This is a genomic window from Acetobacter sp. KSO5, from assembly GCF_044094635.1.
Classification (GTDB): domain Bacteria; phylum Pseudomonadota; class Alphaproteobacteria; order Acetobacterales; family Acetobacteraceae; genus Acetobacter; species Acetobacter cerevisiae.
The window spans coordinates 2,217,719-2,233,657 of record NZ_CP172014.1 but is presented as its reverse complement, the minus strand read 5'-3'; the positions used below and the strand labels follow the sequence as shown (position 1 = coordinate 2,233,657).

15 protein-coding genes are annotated in these 15,939 nt (G+C 58.4%); all 15 read left to right on the top strand.

Annotation, left to right across the window (positions count from 1 at the left end):
- Positions 1 to 9: 9 nt before the first annotated feature.
- Positions 10 to 573, top strand: a complete 564-nt coding sequence (locus tag ACHQGU_RS10030; protein WP_395494937.1) for a NuoB/complex I 20 kDa subunit family protein — start codon at positions 10 to 12, stop codon at positions 571 to 573.
- Positions 566 to 1,231: an NADH-quinone oxidoreductase subunit C gene (locus ACHQGU_RS10025; RefSeq protein ID WP_395494936.1), complete on the top strand. Its 666-nt coding sequence runs from the start codon at positions 566 to 568 to the stop codon at positions 1,229 to 1,231. Before ACHQGU_RS10030 ends, ACHQGU_RS10025 begins: the two co-directional genes overlap by 8 nt.
- Positions 1,228 to 2,511 carry an NADH-quinone oxidoreductase subunit D gene (locus tag ACHQGU_RS10020; protein WP_062141875.1) on the top strand — a complete coding sequence of 428 codons (1,284 nt, stop codon included), beginning with the start codon at positions 1,228 to 1,230 and terminating at the stop codon, positions 2,509 to 2,511. Before ACHQGU_RS10025 ends, ACHQGU_RS10020 begins: the two co-directional genes overlap by 4 nt.
- Complete coding sequence (locus ACHQGU_RS10015) at positions 2,508 to 3,149, top strand: complex I 24 kDa subunit family protein (protein WP_395494935.1); 642 nt, start codon at positions 2,508 to 2,510, stop codon at positions 3,147 to 3,149. The genes ACHQGU_RS10020 and ACHQGU_RS10015 overlap by 4 nt, the downstream gene beginning before the upstream one ends.
- 11 nt (positions 3,150 to 3,160) lie before the next feature.
- Positions 3,161 to 4,489, top strand: a complete 1,329-nt coding sequence (gene nuoF / locus ACHQGU_RS10010; protein ID WP_395494934.1) for an NADH-quinone oxidoreductase subunit NuoF — start codon at positions 3,161 to 3,163, stop codon at positions 4,487 to 4,489.
- A 5-nt stretch (positions 4,490 to 4,494) separates the two neighbouring features.
- The gene (gene nuoG / locus ACHQGU_RS10005) at positions 4,495 to 6,594 is read left to right on the top strand and encodes an NADH-quinone oxidoreductase subunit NuoG (protein WP_395494933.1); all 2,100 of its coding nucleotides are present in this window, start codon (positions 4,495 to 4,497) and stop codon (positions 6,592 to 6,594) included.
- A gap of 6 nt (positions 6,595 to 6,600) precedes the next feature.
- A complete protein-coding gene (gene nuoH / locus ACHQGU_RS10000) occupies positions 6,601 to 7,629 on the top strand; it encodes an NADH-quinone oxidoreductase subunit NuoH (RefSeq protein WP_062141871.1) in 1,029 nt (342 codons plus the stop codon).
- Positions 7,629 to 8,117 carry an NADH-quinone oxidoreductase subunit NuoI gene (gene nuoI, locus ACHQGU_RS09995; protein ID WP_043550664.1) on the top strand — a complete coding sequence of 163 codons (489 nt, stop codon included), beginning with the start codon at positions 7,629 to 7,631 and terminating at the stop codon, positions 8,115 to 8,117. Before nuoH ends, nuoI begins: the two co-directional genes overlap by 1 nt.
- 36 nt (positions 8,118 to 8,153) lie before the next feature.
- Complete coding sequence (locus ACHQGU_RS09990; protein ID WP_082779536.1) at positions 8,154 to 8,870, top strand: NADH-quinone oxidoreductase subunit J; 717 nt, start codon at positions 8,154 to 8,156, stop codon at positions 8,868 to 8,870.
- Complete coding sequence (gene nuoK / locus ACHQGU_RS09985) at positions 8,867 to 9,190, top strand: NADH-quinone oxidoreductase subunit NuoK (RefSeq protein ID WP_043550666.1); 324 nt, start codon at positions 8,867 to 8,869, stop codon at positions 9,188 to 9,190. The genes ACHQGU_RS09990 and nuoK overlap by 4 nt, the downstream gene beginning before the upstream one ends.
- 8 nt (positions 9,191 to 9,198) lie before the next feature.
- Entirely contained in the window at positions 9,199 to 11,139 is a 1,941-nt protein-coding gene (gene nuoL, locus ACHQGU_RS09980; RefSeq protein ID WP_395494932.1) for an NADH-quinone oxidoreductase subunit L, read from the top strand.
- Positions 11,140 to 11,202: 63 nt separating this feature from the next.
- On the top strand, positions 11,203 to 12,645 hold the full coding sequence (gene nuoN, locus ACHQGU_RS09975) for an NADH-quinone oxidoreductase subunit NuoN (protein ID WP_395494931.1): 1,443 nt from the start codon (positions 11,203 to 11,205) through the stop codon (positions 12,643 to 12,645).
- Positions 12,642 to 13,406: a biotin--[acetyl-CoA-carboxylase] ligase gene (locus ACHQGU_RS09970; protein WP_395494930.1), complete on the top strand. Its 765-nt coding sequence runs from the start codon at positions 12,642 to 12,644 to the stop codon at positions 13,404 to 13,406. Before nuoN ends, ACHQGU_RS09970 begins: the two co-directional genes overlap by 4 nt.
- On the top strand, positions 13,390 to 14,202 hold the full coding sequence (locus tag ACHQGU_RS09965; protein ID WP_062141866.1) for a type III pantothenate kinase: 813 nt from the start codon (positions 13,390 to 13,392) through the stop codon (positions 14,200 to 14,202). Before ACHQGU_RS09970 ends, ACHQGU_RS09965 begins: the two co-directional genes overlap by 17 nt.
- Positions 14,203 to 14,210: 8 nt before the next feature.
- Positions 14,211 to 15,857, top strand: a complete 1,647-nt coding sequence (locus tag ACHQGU_RS09960) for a ribonuclease J (protein ID WP_062250745.1) — start codon at positions 14,211 to 14,213, stop codon at positions 15,855 to 15,857.
- Positions 15,858 to 15,939: the final 82 nt, after the last annotated feature.

Genomic DNA, 15,939 nt, shown 5'->3' with positions numbered 1-15,939 from the left:
GAGCCGCCGATGTCTGCAAATCCGCAAGACGAAACCATTCTGTGGAATCGTGAAGCCCTTTCACCCGGTCCGGAGCAGGATGCCGTGGTGCGAGGCATTACAGGTGCCATTGCCGAGAAGGGCTTTGTGGTTGCCAATCTGGATAAGCTGGTCAACTGGGGGCGCACAGGCAGCCTGTGGCCCATGTCCTTCGGGTTGGCGTGCTGCGCTGTGGAGATGATCCACGCCTATATGCCCCGGTACGATCTGGACCGCATGGGCATTATCCCGCGCGGCTCTCCCCGCCAGTCTGATGTGATGATCGTTGCCGGCACACTGACCAACAAGATGGCTCCGGTGCTGCGCCGTCTTTATGAGCAGATGGCAGAGCCGCGCTGGGTCATTTCCATGGGGTCCTGCGCCAATGGGGGAGGGTATTACCACTATTCCTATTCCGTGGTGCGTGGGTGTGACCGGATTGTGCCGGTGGACGTGTATGTGCCCGGCTGCCCGCCTACGGCAGAAGCGCTGATTTACGGCATCATGCTGCTTCAGAAGAAAATTCGCCGCACCGGGACCATTCTCCGTGGTTGAGGCGCGTCTGTCCTCTCCGCAGCAGGTCAGCCTTCAGGGGCGCCTCGGGGCTCTGGCCTTCACCCTCTCCACAGGCTGGCCAGACGTCTCATCCGCTGCGCTGGAGAAGGGTGAACTGGTGGTCCGCACGACCCGGGATCAGCTTTTGCCGCTCATGACCTTCCTGCGGGATGATCCGCAGTGCCGGTTTGAGCAGATGATGGATTTGTGCGGGGTGGACTATCCCAGCCGGGCTGAGCGGTTTGACGTGGTCTATAACCTGCTTTCCGTCACGCTGAACCAGCGCATCCGTGTGATTATCACCACGGATGAAGTTGCGCCGGTAGCATCCGTTTCCGGCCTTTGGCCGTGTGCGTGCTGGTGGGAGCGGGAATGCTACGATCTGTTCGGCGTGCAGTTTTCCGGCAACCCGGACATGCGGCGTATCCTGACGGATGACGGGTTTGAAGGCTACCCGCTGCGCAAGGATTTCCCGCTGACCGGGTATGAGGAAGTGCGCTACGACGTGGCAAGCCGGCAGGTGGTGAAGGAGCCTGTCTCGCTTGCGCAGGATTTCCGTAATTTTGATTTCGTCTCCCCATGGGAAGGCATGCTGACCTTGCCGGGGGATGAGAAAGCGCACGAGGTCCGGCAACATATCAGGAGGTCACGCGGATGACAGACGCGGACAAAGGCATCCTGCTGAATGACGCAGACGCTATTCTGCGGACGGATATTCCGGAAAGCCTGCTGCCGGAGCAACAGGTGGAAGCGCGGGAACGCAAGACGCTGGAGATTGATTCCCATGCGCTAAATTTCGGGCCGCAGCATCCTTCCGCACATGGCGTGTTGCGTCTTGTGCTGGAAATGGAAGGTGAACTTGTGGCGCGCACGGTGCCGCATATCGGGCTTCTGCATCGTGGCACGGAGAAACTGATAGAATACAAAACCTATCAGAAGGCGCTGCCCTATTTTGACCGGCTGGATTACGTCTCTCCCATGTGTGAGGAACAGGCGTTTGCGCTGGCGACGGAAAAGCTTCTGGGGATTGAAATTCCCGAGCGTGCCCGCTGGTTGCGGGTGATGTTTGCAGAAATCACCCGTGTTCTAAACCATATTTTGAATATCACAGCGCTTGGTCTGGATTGCGGCGCGGTGACGCCTGCTCTGTGGGGGTATGAAGAGCGTGAAAAACTGCTGGAGTTTTACGAGGCAGCCTCCGGCGCGCGCTTCCATGCCAATTATTTCCGCCCCGGTGGTGTGGCACAGGACCTTCCGGCGGGGCTGGAAGATAAAATTGGCGCATGGGCCAAAGAATTCCCGGCATGGATTGATCAGCTGGAAGGCCTGCTGACGGAAAACCGAATCTGGAAACAGCGTACGGTCGGGATTGGCGTTTTCACAGCCGAGCAGGCACTGGCCTGGGGATTTAGTGGCCCCTGCCTGCGGGCCTCCGGCGTGCCGTGGGACCTGCGCCGCACGCAGCCGTATGACAACTACCATAAGGTGGAATTCAACGTGCCGGTGGCCCGACATGGGGATTGCTATGATCGCTATCTCGTTCGTGTTGCGGAAATGCGCGAGAGCGTCAGCATTATTGAGCAATGTCTGAATCAGATCCGCCCCGGGGACGTCAAAGTGCAGGATCCCAAATTCAGTCCGCCACCCCGTGCGGAAATGAAGCGCTCCATGGAAGCGCTCATTCATCACTTCAAGCTGTTTAGTGAAGGATATCATGTGCCGCCGGGGGCCACGTATACCGCCGTGGAAAGCCCGAAAGGTGAGTTCGGGGTGTATCTGGTGGCTGATGGCAGCAATAAGCCATATCGCTGCAAAATCCGCCCGACAGGTTTTGCGCATTTGCAGGCTCTGGATGAACTGTCCCGCCGCTCCATGCTGGCCGATATGGTGGCGGTTCTTGGCTCGCTCGATCTGGTTTTCGGGGAGGTTGACCGATGAACACACACCGGACACCGCAGGAACAGCCGGATAGCTTTGCTTTCGATAGTGCGTCCGAGGCAGAAATTGTGACTGTGCTCGCCAAATACCCTGAAGAGCGCAAAGCCAGTGCTGTTATGCCGCTGCTCTATATTGCCCAACGGCAAATGGGCCGGGAAACCGGGAGTGCATGGGTGCCTGTGGCAGCCATGGATGAAATTGCGCGTCGGCTGGAAATGGCTGCTATCCGGGTTTACGAGGTGGCGTCTTTCTACACTATGTTCAACACAAAGCCTGTGGGGCGCTACCATTTGCAGGTTTGTACCACAACGCCATGCTGGTTGCGGGGTTCGGATGATGTCGTGGCGGCCTGCAAGCGGGCGACCGGTATTGCGGGGTTTGGCGAGACCAGCACCGATGGACAGTTCACCCTGACACAGGTGGAATGTCTCGGCGCATGTTCCAATGCGCCTATCCTGCAGGTTGATGATGATTTTTATGAAGACATGGACGGCCCGCGCACTGTGGCGTTGATTGACGCATTGCGCAAAGGGGAACGTCCGCCTGCCGGCCCGACAATCAACCGCTGCGGATCTGCTCCGGAAGGTGGCCGTAAGACGCTGATGGATTCCGTCCATTTTATTTCTGAAAACAAGTAGGAGAGACGGGCATGTTGCAGGACAAGGACCGGATCTTCACAAATCTCTACGGCCAGGATGACTGGCGGTTAGAGGGCGCGCGTAAGCGGGGAGACTGGCAGAATACAGCGGAGATTCTGGCAAAAGGGCGGGACGCCATTGTTGCGGAAATGAAGGCATCCGGGCTGCGTGGCCGTGGCGGAGCCGGGTTCCCGACCGGGCTGAAATGGTCCTTCATGCCCAAAAAGTCCGATGGCAGACCGCATTATCTGGTGATCAATGGCGATGAGTCAGAGCCGGGAACCTGTAAAGATCGTGAAGTTCTCAGGCATGAACCGCATAAGCTGATTGAAAGCGCCCTGATTGCCTCCTTCGCCATGGGCGCGCATGCAGCCTATATCTACGTGCGTGGCGAGTTTTTTAATGAAGCCGCCCATCTTCAGACTGCGGTGGAGGAAGCCTATGCAGCCGGGCTGATTGGCAAAAATGCCTCTGGATCCGGTTGGGATTTCGATTTCTTCATTCATCGCGGGGCCGGGGCGTATATTTGCGGAGAAGAAACGGCTCTGCTGGAAAGTCTGGAAGGCAAAAAAGGCCAGCCACGGATGAAGCCGCCATTCCCCGCCGGGGCAGGGCTTTATGGGTGCCCGACTACTGTGAATAATGTGGAAAGCATTGCCGTGACCTCCACCATTCTGCGGCGTGGGGCGGCATGGTTCGTTGGGCTGGGGCGGCCTAACAATGCGGGCAGCAAGCTGATGGCTATTTCCGGCCATGTGAACACGCCGTGTGTTTTTGAAGAAGAACTTGGGGTGCCGCTGAAAGAAATTATCGAAAAACATGGCGGTGGCGTTCGGGGTGGCTGGGATAATCTTCTGGCTGTTATTCCCGGCGGATGCTCGGTTCCGGTTTTGCCAAAATCCGTGTGTGAAACTGTGCTGATGGATTATGACAGTCTGCGCGCCGAGCGTTCCGGTCTGGGCACCGGCTGCATGATTGTCATGGATAAATCGACCGACATTATTGAAGCCATTGCCCGCTTCTCACGCTTTTTCAAACATGAAAGCTGCGGGCAGTGCACCCCGTGCCGGGAAGGAACCGGCTGGATGATGCGCATGATGGACCGGATGGTTCAGGGCCGGGCGGAACTGGATGAAATTGACCTGCTGGAGCAGGTGACCCGTCAGGTAGAAGGCCACACCATTTGCGCGCTGGGTGATGCCGCCGCATGGCCGATTCAGGGCCTTATCCGCCATTTCCGGCCGGAAATGGAAGAACGCATCCGCCAGTATAAGGCAGCACATGGCGGCACGGGGCTGGTTCAGGTGCCAGCATCCGGCGTGCCAGTGACTGCGGAGTAAACGCTATGGTGAGGGTGATTGTTGATGGCACTCCTGTTGATGTGCCAGCCGGTTTCAGCGCCTTGCAGGCCTGTGAGGCTGCGGGCAAGGAAATTCCGCGCTTTTGCTATCACGAACGGCTTTCCGTAGCCGGTAACTGCCGGATGTGCCTTGTGCAGGTAGTGCGTGCGCCTAAGCCGGTTGCCTCCTGTGGCTTCCCGGTTTCCGAGGGGATGGAAATCCTGACGGACACTGAGATGGTGCGTCGTGCCCGCCGTGCGGTCATGGAGTTCCTGTTGATCAATCACCCGTTAGATTGCCCGATCTGCGATCAGGGTGGTGAGTGTGATTTGCAGGATCAGGCATACGGGTATGGCACCGGGGTATCTCGCTATCATGAGCCCAAGCGGGCCGTAACGGATAAAGACCTCGGTCCGCTGGTCAAAACCGTCATGACGCGCTGCATCCAGTGTACACGGTGCGTGCGCTTCACTACGGAAGTGGCCGGAACGCCGGAACTGGGGATGGTCTCCCGTGGCGAAAATGCGGAAATCACCACCTACGTGGAAAAAGCGCTGACGTCTGAACTATCTGGCAACCTGATTGATATCTGCCCGGTGGGCGCGTTGACGGCCAAGCCCTCCGCCTTTCATGCCCGTTCCTGGGAATACAAAAAGACTGACAGCATTGATGTAATGGATGCCGTCGGCACCAACATCCAGATTCAGGCGCGTGGCGGTGAGGTCATGCGGATTGTGCCGCGCGTGAATGATGAGGTGAATGAAGAATGGCTGTCTGACAAAGGGCGTTTTTCAGTTGACGGGCTTAAGCGCAGGCGGCTGGATCGCCCGTGGGTGCGGGTGCATGGCAAGCTGATGCAGGCGTCCTGGCAGGAGGCTTTTGTATCTCTTGCGCGGCGTCTGGATGGGGTTTCTGGCTATCAGATCGGTGCCATTGTGGGGGATCTGTGCGATGCGGAAAGCCTGTGTGCTCTGAAAGACCTGATGACGTCTCTGGGCTCGCCCAATCTCGACTGCCGTCAGGATAACGCATGGTATGACCTCAGTGCGCGGGAAGGCTATCTGTTCAACAGCGGCATTCTCGGCATAGAGGAGGCCGATGCCCTTCTGCTGGTGGGAACACATCCTCGGCACGAGGCTCCGGTGCTGAATGCCCGTATCCGTAAACGCTTTCTGGATTCCGGGCGCGGTCGCTTCCCGATTGCCATGATCGGACACCCGCTGACGGACCCAACCTATTCGGCTGAGTTGCTTGGGGATGGGCCAGAGGTTCTGGAAAAGCTTCTTGATGGTAGTCATCCTTTTGCCGAAACTCTGCAAACCGCAAAGCGGCCCATGATTATCATCGGTCATGGTGCGCTGACCCGCCCTGACGCATCAGCCATTTATGATGCCTGTAAAAAACTGGCCGGTCAGACTGGCGTGATAGCAGAGAGTTGGAACGGGCTGAACGTCCTGCACACTGCGGCCTCACGTGTTGGGGCGCTGGACCTCGGCTTCCTGCCCGGTACGCGTGGGCGCAACGCCAGCGGCATGCTGCGGGGTGGCGTTGATGTTCTCTGGCTTCTGGGCGCGGATGAGTTCCCAATTGACAAAATCGGGGCTGACACCTTCGTGGTCTATCAGGGCCACCATGGCGATGCTGCCGCTGCCCGCGCCGATATCATCCTGCCGGGTGCGGCCTATACGGAAAAGCCGGGCACGTATGTCAACACGGAAGGCCGCGTCCAGCGGAGCTTCCGGGCTGTTTTCCCGCCGGGTGAGGCGCGGGAAGACTGGCGTATTCTTCGCGCTTTTTCTGAAGTGATCGGCAAAACACTGCCCTATGACACGCTGGATGCTCTGCGGGACAGGATGGCAGAGGTCAATCCGGTCTTCCGGCAGATCGGGGCTGTTGCTCAGCCGATTACGCAGATTGAAGGGCAGGGCGTGTCCGCACCGACTGCGCCGGCGGTTTCCGCCGCGCAGGAGGAGGGGCTTGCTGCAAGCGCTTTCAGACCGGTGATGCAGGATTACTACCAGACCAACCCCATCAGCCGGGCCAGCCCCACCATGGCGGACTGTTCCCGTGTTTACGGGCCTGTGCGTGCAGTAGCGGCGGAGTAAGGGCGAATGGCGCAGTTTTTTTATCATACGCTCGCAGGCCAGATTATCCTGATGCTGCTGGAAACACTGGCCGTTCTGGTGCCGTTGCTGATTGCCGTGGCGTATCTGACGCTTATGGAACGCAAGGTGATGGCGGCCATGCAGCGTCGGCGCGGGCCGAATGTGAACGGCCCGTTCGGGATGTTTCAGGCATTTGCCGATGCTATCAAGATGATTATGAAGGAAACGGTTATTCCCGCCGGGGCAAACCGGGCGCTGTTTCTCTTTGCACCGTTTCTCACCTTTTCTCTCGCCATGCTGGCCTGGGCAGTTATTCCGACAGGGAACGGTCTGGCCGTGGCGGATATCAATGTTGGCATTTTGTATCTGCTCGCCATTTCCTCACTTGGGGTTTACGGCATTCTGATTGCCGGGTGGGCGTCCAATTCCCGATATGCCTTTCTGGGTGGGTTGCGGTCTGCCGCGCAGATGGTCTCGTATGAAGTGTCCATCGGGCTGGTCATTGTCTCGGTCCTGCTGGCCGTAGGCAGCCTGAACCTGAATGATATTGTGCTGGCCCAGCGCCATATCTGGTTCTGTGTGCCAATGTTCCCGATGTTTATCGTCTTCTTTATATCGGCACTCGCGGAAACCAACCGTGCGCCGTTTGATCTGCCGGAAGGCGAGAGTGAACTCGTGGCCGGGTTCTTTGTGGAATATTCGTCACTGGCCTTCGGTCTCTTTTTCCTTGGTGAATATGCAAACATGATCCTGATGTCAGGCATGATTAGCATTCTGTTTCTGGGAGGCTGGCTGCCACCGCTAGGGTTGGCGCCCTTTACATGGGTGCCCGGACCGCTGTGGCTGATTTTTAAAATTCTGTTCTGTCTGTTTGTCTTTATCTGGATCCGGGCAACATTCCCGCGCTTCCGGTATGACCAGCTGATGCGTCTTGGCTGGAAAGTCTTCCTGCCGCTGTCACTGGTCTGGATGATTGCAACGGCTGGTTTCCTAATGGCCACAGGCCTGTTGCCACAGGTAGGAGGCGTAAACTGATGGGCGCTTTAACACGCACGTTCCGCTCGTTCCTGCTGACAGAACTTGTCGGTGGGATGGCTTCAACATTCAAAATGATGTTCCAGCCGAAGGTGACGCTGAACTACCCGTATGAAAAAGGGCCGCTCTCGCCGCGCTTTCGCGGGGAACACGCCCTGCGGCGTTACCCGAATGGGGAAGAGCGCTGCATTGCCTGCAAACTTTGCGAAGCAACCTGTCCGGCGGAAGCTATTACGATTGAGGCGGAAGAGCGCGATGATGGCTCCCGCCGCACCACGCGTTACGATATCGACATGACAAAATGCATCTATTGCGGTCTGTGCGAGGAAGCCTGCCCGGTGGATGCCATTGTCGAAGGGCCCAATTACGAATTCGCTACAGAAACACGGGAAGAGTTGCTCTACGACAAGGATAAGCTCCTTGAAAATGGAGACCGGTGGGAAGCCTTGCTAGCCCGTCGGCTGGAATACGATGCCCCGTATCGTTAACCCCGTGCAGCCCCGGCTGGGGCAGGAGGCCGGCTGATGTTGGCGCAGGTTGTTTTTTACGTTTTTGCCGCCGTGTTGCTGATGTCTGCTTGTATGGTCATCAGTGTTCGCAACCCGGTGCATGCAGTCCTGTTTCTTATTCTGGCATTTTTCAATGCATCCGGACTGTTTCTCATCGCTGGAGCCGAGTTCCTGGCGATGCTGCTGGTCATTGTCTATGTCGGCGCGGTGGCGGTCCTGTTCCTGTTTGTCGTCATGATGCTGGATGTTGATTTTACGCAACTGCGGGAAGGCTTGCAGCGTAACGCGCCTATTGGGGCGTGTGTTGGGGGCATCCTGTTTGCCGAGCTCGTTATGGCCGTGAGCAACTGGACCATGGCTCCGGCCAGTGCCGGGGGAGTAGTGCAGGCCGTTCCCGGCCTGACCAACACGGCGGCTTTGGGTACGTTGATCTATACCCACTACGTGTTGCTGTTTCAGGCCTGCGGGCTGGTGCTTCTCGTCGCCATGATCGGGGCCATTGTGCTCACCCTCCGTCAAACCGGTAGCGGGCGTCGTCAGAATATCGAAAAACAGCATGCACGCACACGTGAAGAGACGCTGGAGCTTGTGCAACTGCCACTTGGCGAAAACGTGTTGGAGCAGGGTGGTTTTCTGCGCCCCCGAACCTCGTATTACGAAATTGCTGCTCCCGGCTCTTACGGTTCTGATGAGCAGCGCAAAGAGGCGGAAAAAGAGGAGACTGGCGCATGACACCGGCAATCGCTCCTATCGGGCTTGGGCCTTATCTGGTGGTCAGTGCGGCGCTGCTGGTGCTGGGGGTGCTGGGTATTTTTCTTAACCGGAAGAATATCATCATCATCCTGATGTCCATGGAACTCATTCTTCTGGCGGCCAATCTGAATTTTGTGGCGTTTTCCTCCGCACATGGAGATCTCTCCGGGCAGGTGATGGTGCTGTTTGTGCTCACCATTGCCGCAGCGGAAGCGGCCATCGGGCTGGCGATTGTCACGGTGTATTTCCGTAACCGTGGCTCGATCCAGGTCGAAGACGTCACGATGATGAAGGGATGAGCGGACTCATGCAGACCGATCTTCACCTGTTTGCCGCAGCCGTGACCCTGCCTCTGGCGGGGGCCGTTGTGGCAGGGCTTGGTGGTCGCCTGATGGGCGACACCATGGCCAAAATCGTGACGCTGCTGTGCATGGGTGTTGCCACCCTGTGCGGGGTGGGAGCGCTGTATGGCGGCTGGACCTCCCGCTTTGGCTCCTCTGCCGTGCCGCTGGCGGACTGGATCAATGCAGGCGGCTTTCACGCCACATGGACCCTGCGGTTCGATACGCTTTCTGTGACCATGACGGCCATGGTGCTGTGCATCTCGCTGCTGGTTCACTGTTACAGCCTTGGCTATATGAGCCATGAGAGCATGCCGGTTTATCGGTTTTTTGCGTATCTCTCGCTGTTTACCTTCGCCATGCTCATGCTAGTGTCGTCCTCGGACCTCATTCAGCTGTTTTTTGGGTGGGAAGGGGTCGGCCTCGCCAGTTATCTGCTCATTGGCTATTGGTATGACCGTCCGGCCGCCACGGCTGCGGCCATCAAGGCCTTTGTGGTCAACCGCGTGGCAGACTTGTTTTTCCTCGTTGGGATTGGCCTGATTTATGTCCAGTTCCAGTCCGTGCGGTATGAGGACATTTTCGCCGCCGTGCCGCAGGTTGCTGGCGCACCCTATACGCTGTTCGGGCAGTCCTTCCATATGGTGGAAGTCATCAGCTTCCTGCTGTTTGTCGGGGCTATGGGGAAATCCGCCCAGCTTTTCCTGCACACATGGCTACCGGACGCCATGGAAGGTCCAACCCCGGTCTCGGCGCTAATCCACGCGGCCACCATGGTGACGGCTGGCGTCTTCCTGATGGCGCGGATGTCGCCCTTGCTGGAGGTCGCGCCGAATACCCGCCTGTTCGTGATATTTATTGGTGCCACCACCTGTTTTTTTGCTGCCACGGTCGGCATGGTGCAGCCGGATATCAAGCGGAGCATTGCCTATTCCACCTGCTCCCAGCTGGGGTATATGTTCGCGGCTGTCGGCGTAGGAGCGTATCAGGCGTCCGTTTTTCACCTGACAACACATGCCTTTTTTAAAGCGCTGCTGTTCCTGGGAGCCGGTTCGGTAATCCATGCCATGCATGATGAACAGAACATGTTCCGGATGGGCGGGCTGTGGAAAAAACTGCCGCTGACGTATGCGGTGATGTGGATTGGCAGTCTGGCGCTGGCCGGCGTGTTCCCCTTTGCCGGATACTGGTCAAAAGACGCCATTCTCAACACGCTTTGGGCGGCGGATAGCGGCATGAGCCATTATGCGTGGGGGCTGGGCGTCCTCACAGCCTTCCTGACAGCCTTCTACAGCTGGCGTCTGATCTTTCTGGTATTCCACGGTGCGCCAGCGGATGCACAAATGCGGGATGCCGCGCATGAAAGCCCGCTTTCCATGACTGTTCCGCTGGTGCTGCTGGCCATCGGGTCTGTGGTGAGCGGGATTGCACTGGCTCCGTATTATATCGGCACGCAGCAGGCCGCGTTCTGGCAAGGCAGCATCTTCAATGCGCCGGATAACAGCATCATGGAAATCTTTGAGCATGTGCCGGGACTGGTGGCGCTTCTGCCTTCTGTGGTCGGGCTGGCGGGTATTGCTGTGGCGTATGTGTTCTATATTGCCAGACCGGATATGCCGGGAGCGCTGGCTCGCTCCTGTGGCCCGCTTTATCGGTTCCTGCTCAACAAATGGTATTTTGATGAGCTGTATGACCGCATTTTTGTCCGGCCTTATACCGCCCTTGCCCGTATTCTCTGGAAAGACGGCGAGGAAGGGGCGGTTGAAGGCCTCCCGCGTGATCTGGTGCAGGCAACGGCCAACGGCGCGTCTGACGCTATCCGTCTGCAAACCGGTTCCATCGCGTTCTATGCGTTCACCATGCTGGCGGGGCTGGTCGTGGTGCTGACCGTAGCCCTCTGCGGGTGAGGAGACTGAAATGACCCACGCTGTCTTTCCTGTTTTCTCCTGCTCTGAACGGAGTGCCGAGCCATGAGTGCTGCATCGGTTAACTGGACGCTGGCTCTGCCGGAAATCATGCTCGGACTGGCGGGGCTGGTTATTCTTGTGTTTGGCGTGCTGCAGCGGGAAGGGAAGGGCATTGTGTCCTGCACCTTGCTGACGGTCGCAGCGTTCGTCGGCTGTGGCGTGCTGGTAGCTCTCTCTCCAGACGGCATGGCGTATGCTGGCACCTTTGTGAATGACGGCTTTGCCCGCTTCATGAAAATGCTGGCCCTGCTTGGCGGGCTGGTAGCACTGGTGCTGACCCTTAGCTACCGCACGGAAGAGCGCACGCCGCTCCCGTTTGAAACAGGGGTGCTGATCCTGTTTTCAACACTCGGCGCGCTGATCATGGCGTCCTCCGCCAATCTGATGACGCTGTTTGTCGGGCTGGAGCTGTCCTCGCTCTCCATTTACATCCTGTGCGCGCTGGAGCGGGACGATGTCACGTCCTCCGAGGCCGGGCTGAAATATTTCGTTCTTGGGTCTCTGGCCTCCGGCCTGCTGCTGTATGGCATGTCTCTGATCTATGGGTATGCCGGGACTATGGCCTACACAGGCCTGATTGCCGCCATTCAGCAAACAGCAACGTTGCCCACGGGGCTGATGGTTGGCCTTGTGTTCCTTGTGGTAGGGCTGAGCTTCAAGCTCTCGGTTGTGCCGTTCCATATGTGGACGCCGGATGTGTATCAGGGGGCGCCCACGCCCATTACCGCCTATATGGCAGGCGCTCCCAAATTTGCGGCCTTTGCGCTGTTCCTGCGCGTGATGAGTGGCCCGTTTGGCTCTATGGCTCCGCGCTGGCAGATCCTGATTGAAACGCTGTCTATCCTCTCAATGGTCTATGGCGCGTTTGCAGCCATTCCGCAGACCAACATCAAACGGCTGATGGCCTATTCCTCCATTGGCCATATGGGCTACGCGCTCATGGGGTTAGCGGCGGCATCCACCAACGGCGTGCGGGCCACGCTGGTCTATCTGGCGGCCTATCTGGTCATGAATGCCGGGGTATTCGCCGTGATTACGGCCATGCGTCGCAGAGGGCATGAAGTGACCTCCATTTCTGACCTGGCCGGTCTGGGTCGGACAGACCCCGGACTGGCGGCTGCGCTGGCGGTGTTCATGTTCAGCATGGTCGGCGCGCCGCCGCTGGCAGGTTTTTTCGGGAAACTGATGGTTTTTGCCGCTGCATGGCAATCCGGCCTTTACGTTCTGGTGGCGATCGGGGCAGTCTCGAGCGTTATTGGTGCGTATTATTATCTGCGGGTGGTGAAGGTGATGTATTTTGATGCCTCTGCGGAGGGGCTGGACCGGCCAGCAGGCAGCCTCCTGTTTGTCTCGGGCAGCATGGGGCTGGCGACAGTATTCTTTATTCTCGCTCTTGGCCCGCTGATGGCTATGGCCCGACAGGCTGCTCTGGCCCTTGGCGGATGAGTGAGCCGACGGCAGCCTGGCGGCTGGAATGTTATGAGGAACTGACGTCCACCTCCGATGTCTGTCTGGAACGCGCCCGCACCGGAGAAGCACCGGGGCTGGCGCTTCTGGCGTTGCGGCAGACAAAAGGGCGCGGTAGCCGGGGGCGCAACTGGGCCAATGCCGGGCAAAGTCTTGCCTTTTCTGTTCTGCTGGATGCGGGGCAGGCGGGGCTGGACGCCTTAGGGGGCTGGCCCTTTGTTGCGTCGCTGGCGTTTTTTGAAGGGCTGGCGACGAGCGTTCCCGCAGCGCGAGACCGGCTGATGATCAAATGGCCGAATGATATTCTGCTGGACGGTCAGAAGCTCGGTGGCATCCTGATCGAGCGGGAAGGGCCGATGCTGGTCATCGGCATGGGGGCCAACCTCGTGCAGCCGCCGGAGGAAGCACAGATTGGCCGGAGAGCGGCCTCTTTAGGGCAATGTGGGCCGGTGCCGCCGCCTGCTGATGTGGCCCGCGCCATTCTCGCACAACTGGCGCACTGGTGTGCTGTCTGGCAGCAGGATGGCTTTGCCGTTTTGTGTGCGGAATGGCGGAAACGCGCACATCCTGTGGGCACGCCTCTTGTCGTAAGCGGCGGGACTACTTATGAAAAGGGCCAGTTTGCAGGGCTTGCCGCTGATGGACGGCTTCTGCTTGAGACGGAAAATGGAATGAAAACGATCGCAACAGGGGATATCCTGCTGGCAGAACACGGGGCTGACGTTGCTTCTCGTCATTGATGCTGGCAACACGAATGTCGTGTTTGCCGTGCATGATGGCGAAAAATGGCGGGGTGTCTGGCGCATTACCATGCAGGCCCAGCGCACGTCTGATGAGTACGCGGTCTGGCTGCTGGCCCTGCTGAAGATGCAGGGGATTGCGGCGGATGATATTGAAGGCGCTGTGATTGGCACGGTGGTGCCCGCAGCGCTCTACCATCTGCGCACCTTGTGCCGCCAATGGTTTGCGGTGGAGCCGCTGCTGGCGTCCGCCCGGCTGGACTGGGGATTTTCCATCAAAATGGATAATCCGGACGAAGTTGGCGTGGACCGGCTTTTAAACGGGCTTGCGGCACACCATCTGTACGGTGGTCCGTTGACGGTGATTGATTTTGGCACCGCCACAACCTTTGATGTGGTGGATGCAGAAGGCAGCTATTGCGGGGGTGTAATTGCACCGGGCATCAACCTTTCGGTTGAGGCTCTGCATCAGGCAGCCGCACGGTTGCCGAGAATAGGAATTGGACGCCCGGCGGTGGATTCCGTCATTGGGCGTAATACAGTGGCCGCTATGCGGTCAGGCGTGTTCTGGGGTTACGTGGGTTTGATCGAGGGGATCGTCGAGAGGATCAGGCAGGAAGTCGGGCAAAACATGAAGGTGCTCGCAACTGGCGGTCTGGCTCCGCTCTTCTCGGAAGGCACAACGGTGTTTGATCACGTGGATTCAATGCTGACCCTTAACGGGCTGCGGATATTGGCGGGGCGGAATCCCTTGCCGCGTCTCACAATCGAAAAAGACTTTTTGACAGAAGGGTAGTACTACTTATGACAGAACAGAACGGCGATCTCGTCTTTCTGCCCCTGGGCGGAACGGGCGAGATTGGCATGAATCTGAATCTCTATCGCCTTGGGGAAACCTGGCTGGCGATAGATTGCGGCATCGGCTTTAGCGGGAATGACACCCCGGAAGCAGAAATTCTGGTGCCGGACCCCACCTTTATTGCGGAGCGCAAGGATAAGCTGGCCGGTCTGGTCATCACCCATGCGCATGAAGATCACATTGGCGCTGTCGCGCATGTGTGGCCGCTGCTGCAATGCCCGGTTTATGTGACGCCGTTTGCAGGTGCCGTGCTGCGCCGCAAGCTGGGTGAAGCCCGTCTGCTCCAGCAGGTGCCTATTCACGTCATTCCCTGTGGTGGCGAGTTCAAGGTCGGTCCGTTTGATCTGGAATTCATCCCCGTCACCCATTCTGTGCCGGAAGCACAGGCCGTTGTGCTGCGCACGCCCGATGGCGTGATCGTGCATACGGGTGACTGGAAGCTGGACCCCGATCCGCTGGTTGGCCCGCCGACAGACGTCAAGCGTCTGAAGGAAGTGGGGGATGAAGGCGTTCTGGCGCTGGTGTGTGACAGCACCAACGTGATGAGTTCCGGCCCCTCCCGTTCGGAATCCGAAGTGCGTCGCAGCATGACGGACCTCATCAGTGGGCTGAAGGGACGTATTGCCGTCACCTGCTTTGCCTCCAATGTGGCGCGAGTGGAAACCATCGCCATGGCTGCTCAGGCTGCTGGCCGCACGGTTGTGCTGGTTGGCCGGTCTCTGCGCAATCTGGATGTGGCGGCGCGTGAGTGCGGCTATCTGTCCGGTGTGCTGCCGTTCCTGACGGAGCAGGACGTGAATGACGTGCCGGATGATCAGATTGTTATGATCATCACCGGCAGTCAGGGTGAGCCGCGCTCCGCTCTGTCCCGCATTTCTCTGGATATGCACCCGAATGTGTCCCTCGGTGAGGGCGATACGGTGATTTATTCCAGCCGTATGATTCCGGGCAACGAGCGCGCCATCATGGCGGTGCAGGATAACCTTTCCCGTCGCGGTGTGCGCGTGATTACGGACAAGGAAGCCTTTGTGCATGTGTCCGGTCACGCGACGGGCGATGATGTGCGCACCATGTATGATCTGGTCCGGCCGAAATATGCCGTGCCGGTGCATGGCGAATGGCGCCATCTGACGGCCCATGCCGCTCTGGCTCAGGAAAAGGACATTGCGCCGATCCTGCTGGAAGATGGTGACATCCTGCGTCTCGCCCCCGGCAAGGTAGAAGTGGTTGATACCGCACCGTCTGGCCGTCTGGCTCTGGATGCCGGGCGTCTGCTGCCCATGAATGGTGGCGTGCTGGCGGCTCGCCGCAAGATGCTGTTCAACGGTGTGGTGATTGCCAGCTTTGCGGTGGATGACGAAGGCTTCGTTATCGGTGAGCCGAAAGTCAGCGCCCCCGGTCTGCTGGACCCGGATGATCTGGAAAGCGTGCGCGTGCGCGAAGAATTCGCCAACGCGATTGATGTGATCCCTGACGAACTGCGCAGCGATGACCAGTCCTTCCGGGATGCCGCCAAAACTGCGCTGCGTCGCGCACTTGGCCGCAAACTTCAGAAGCGTCCGCTGGTGGATGTTCACGTTCTGCGCGTCTGACGCGCAGAACCATACCCTGCGTCGGGTAGGGTAAAAACGGCGACTAAAAGAAGACCTGCATCAGGCGGGTTTTCTTTGTCGC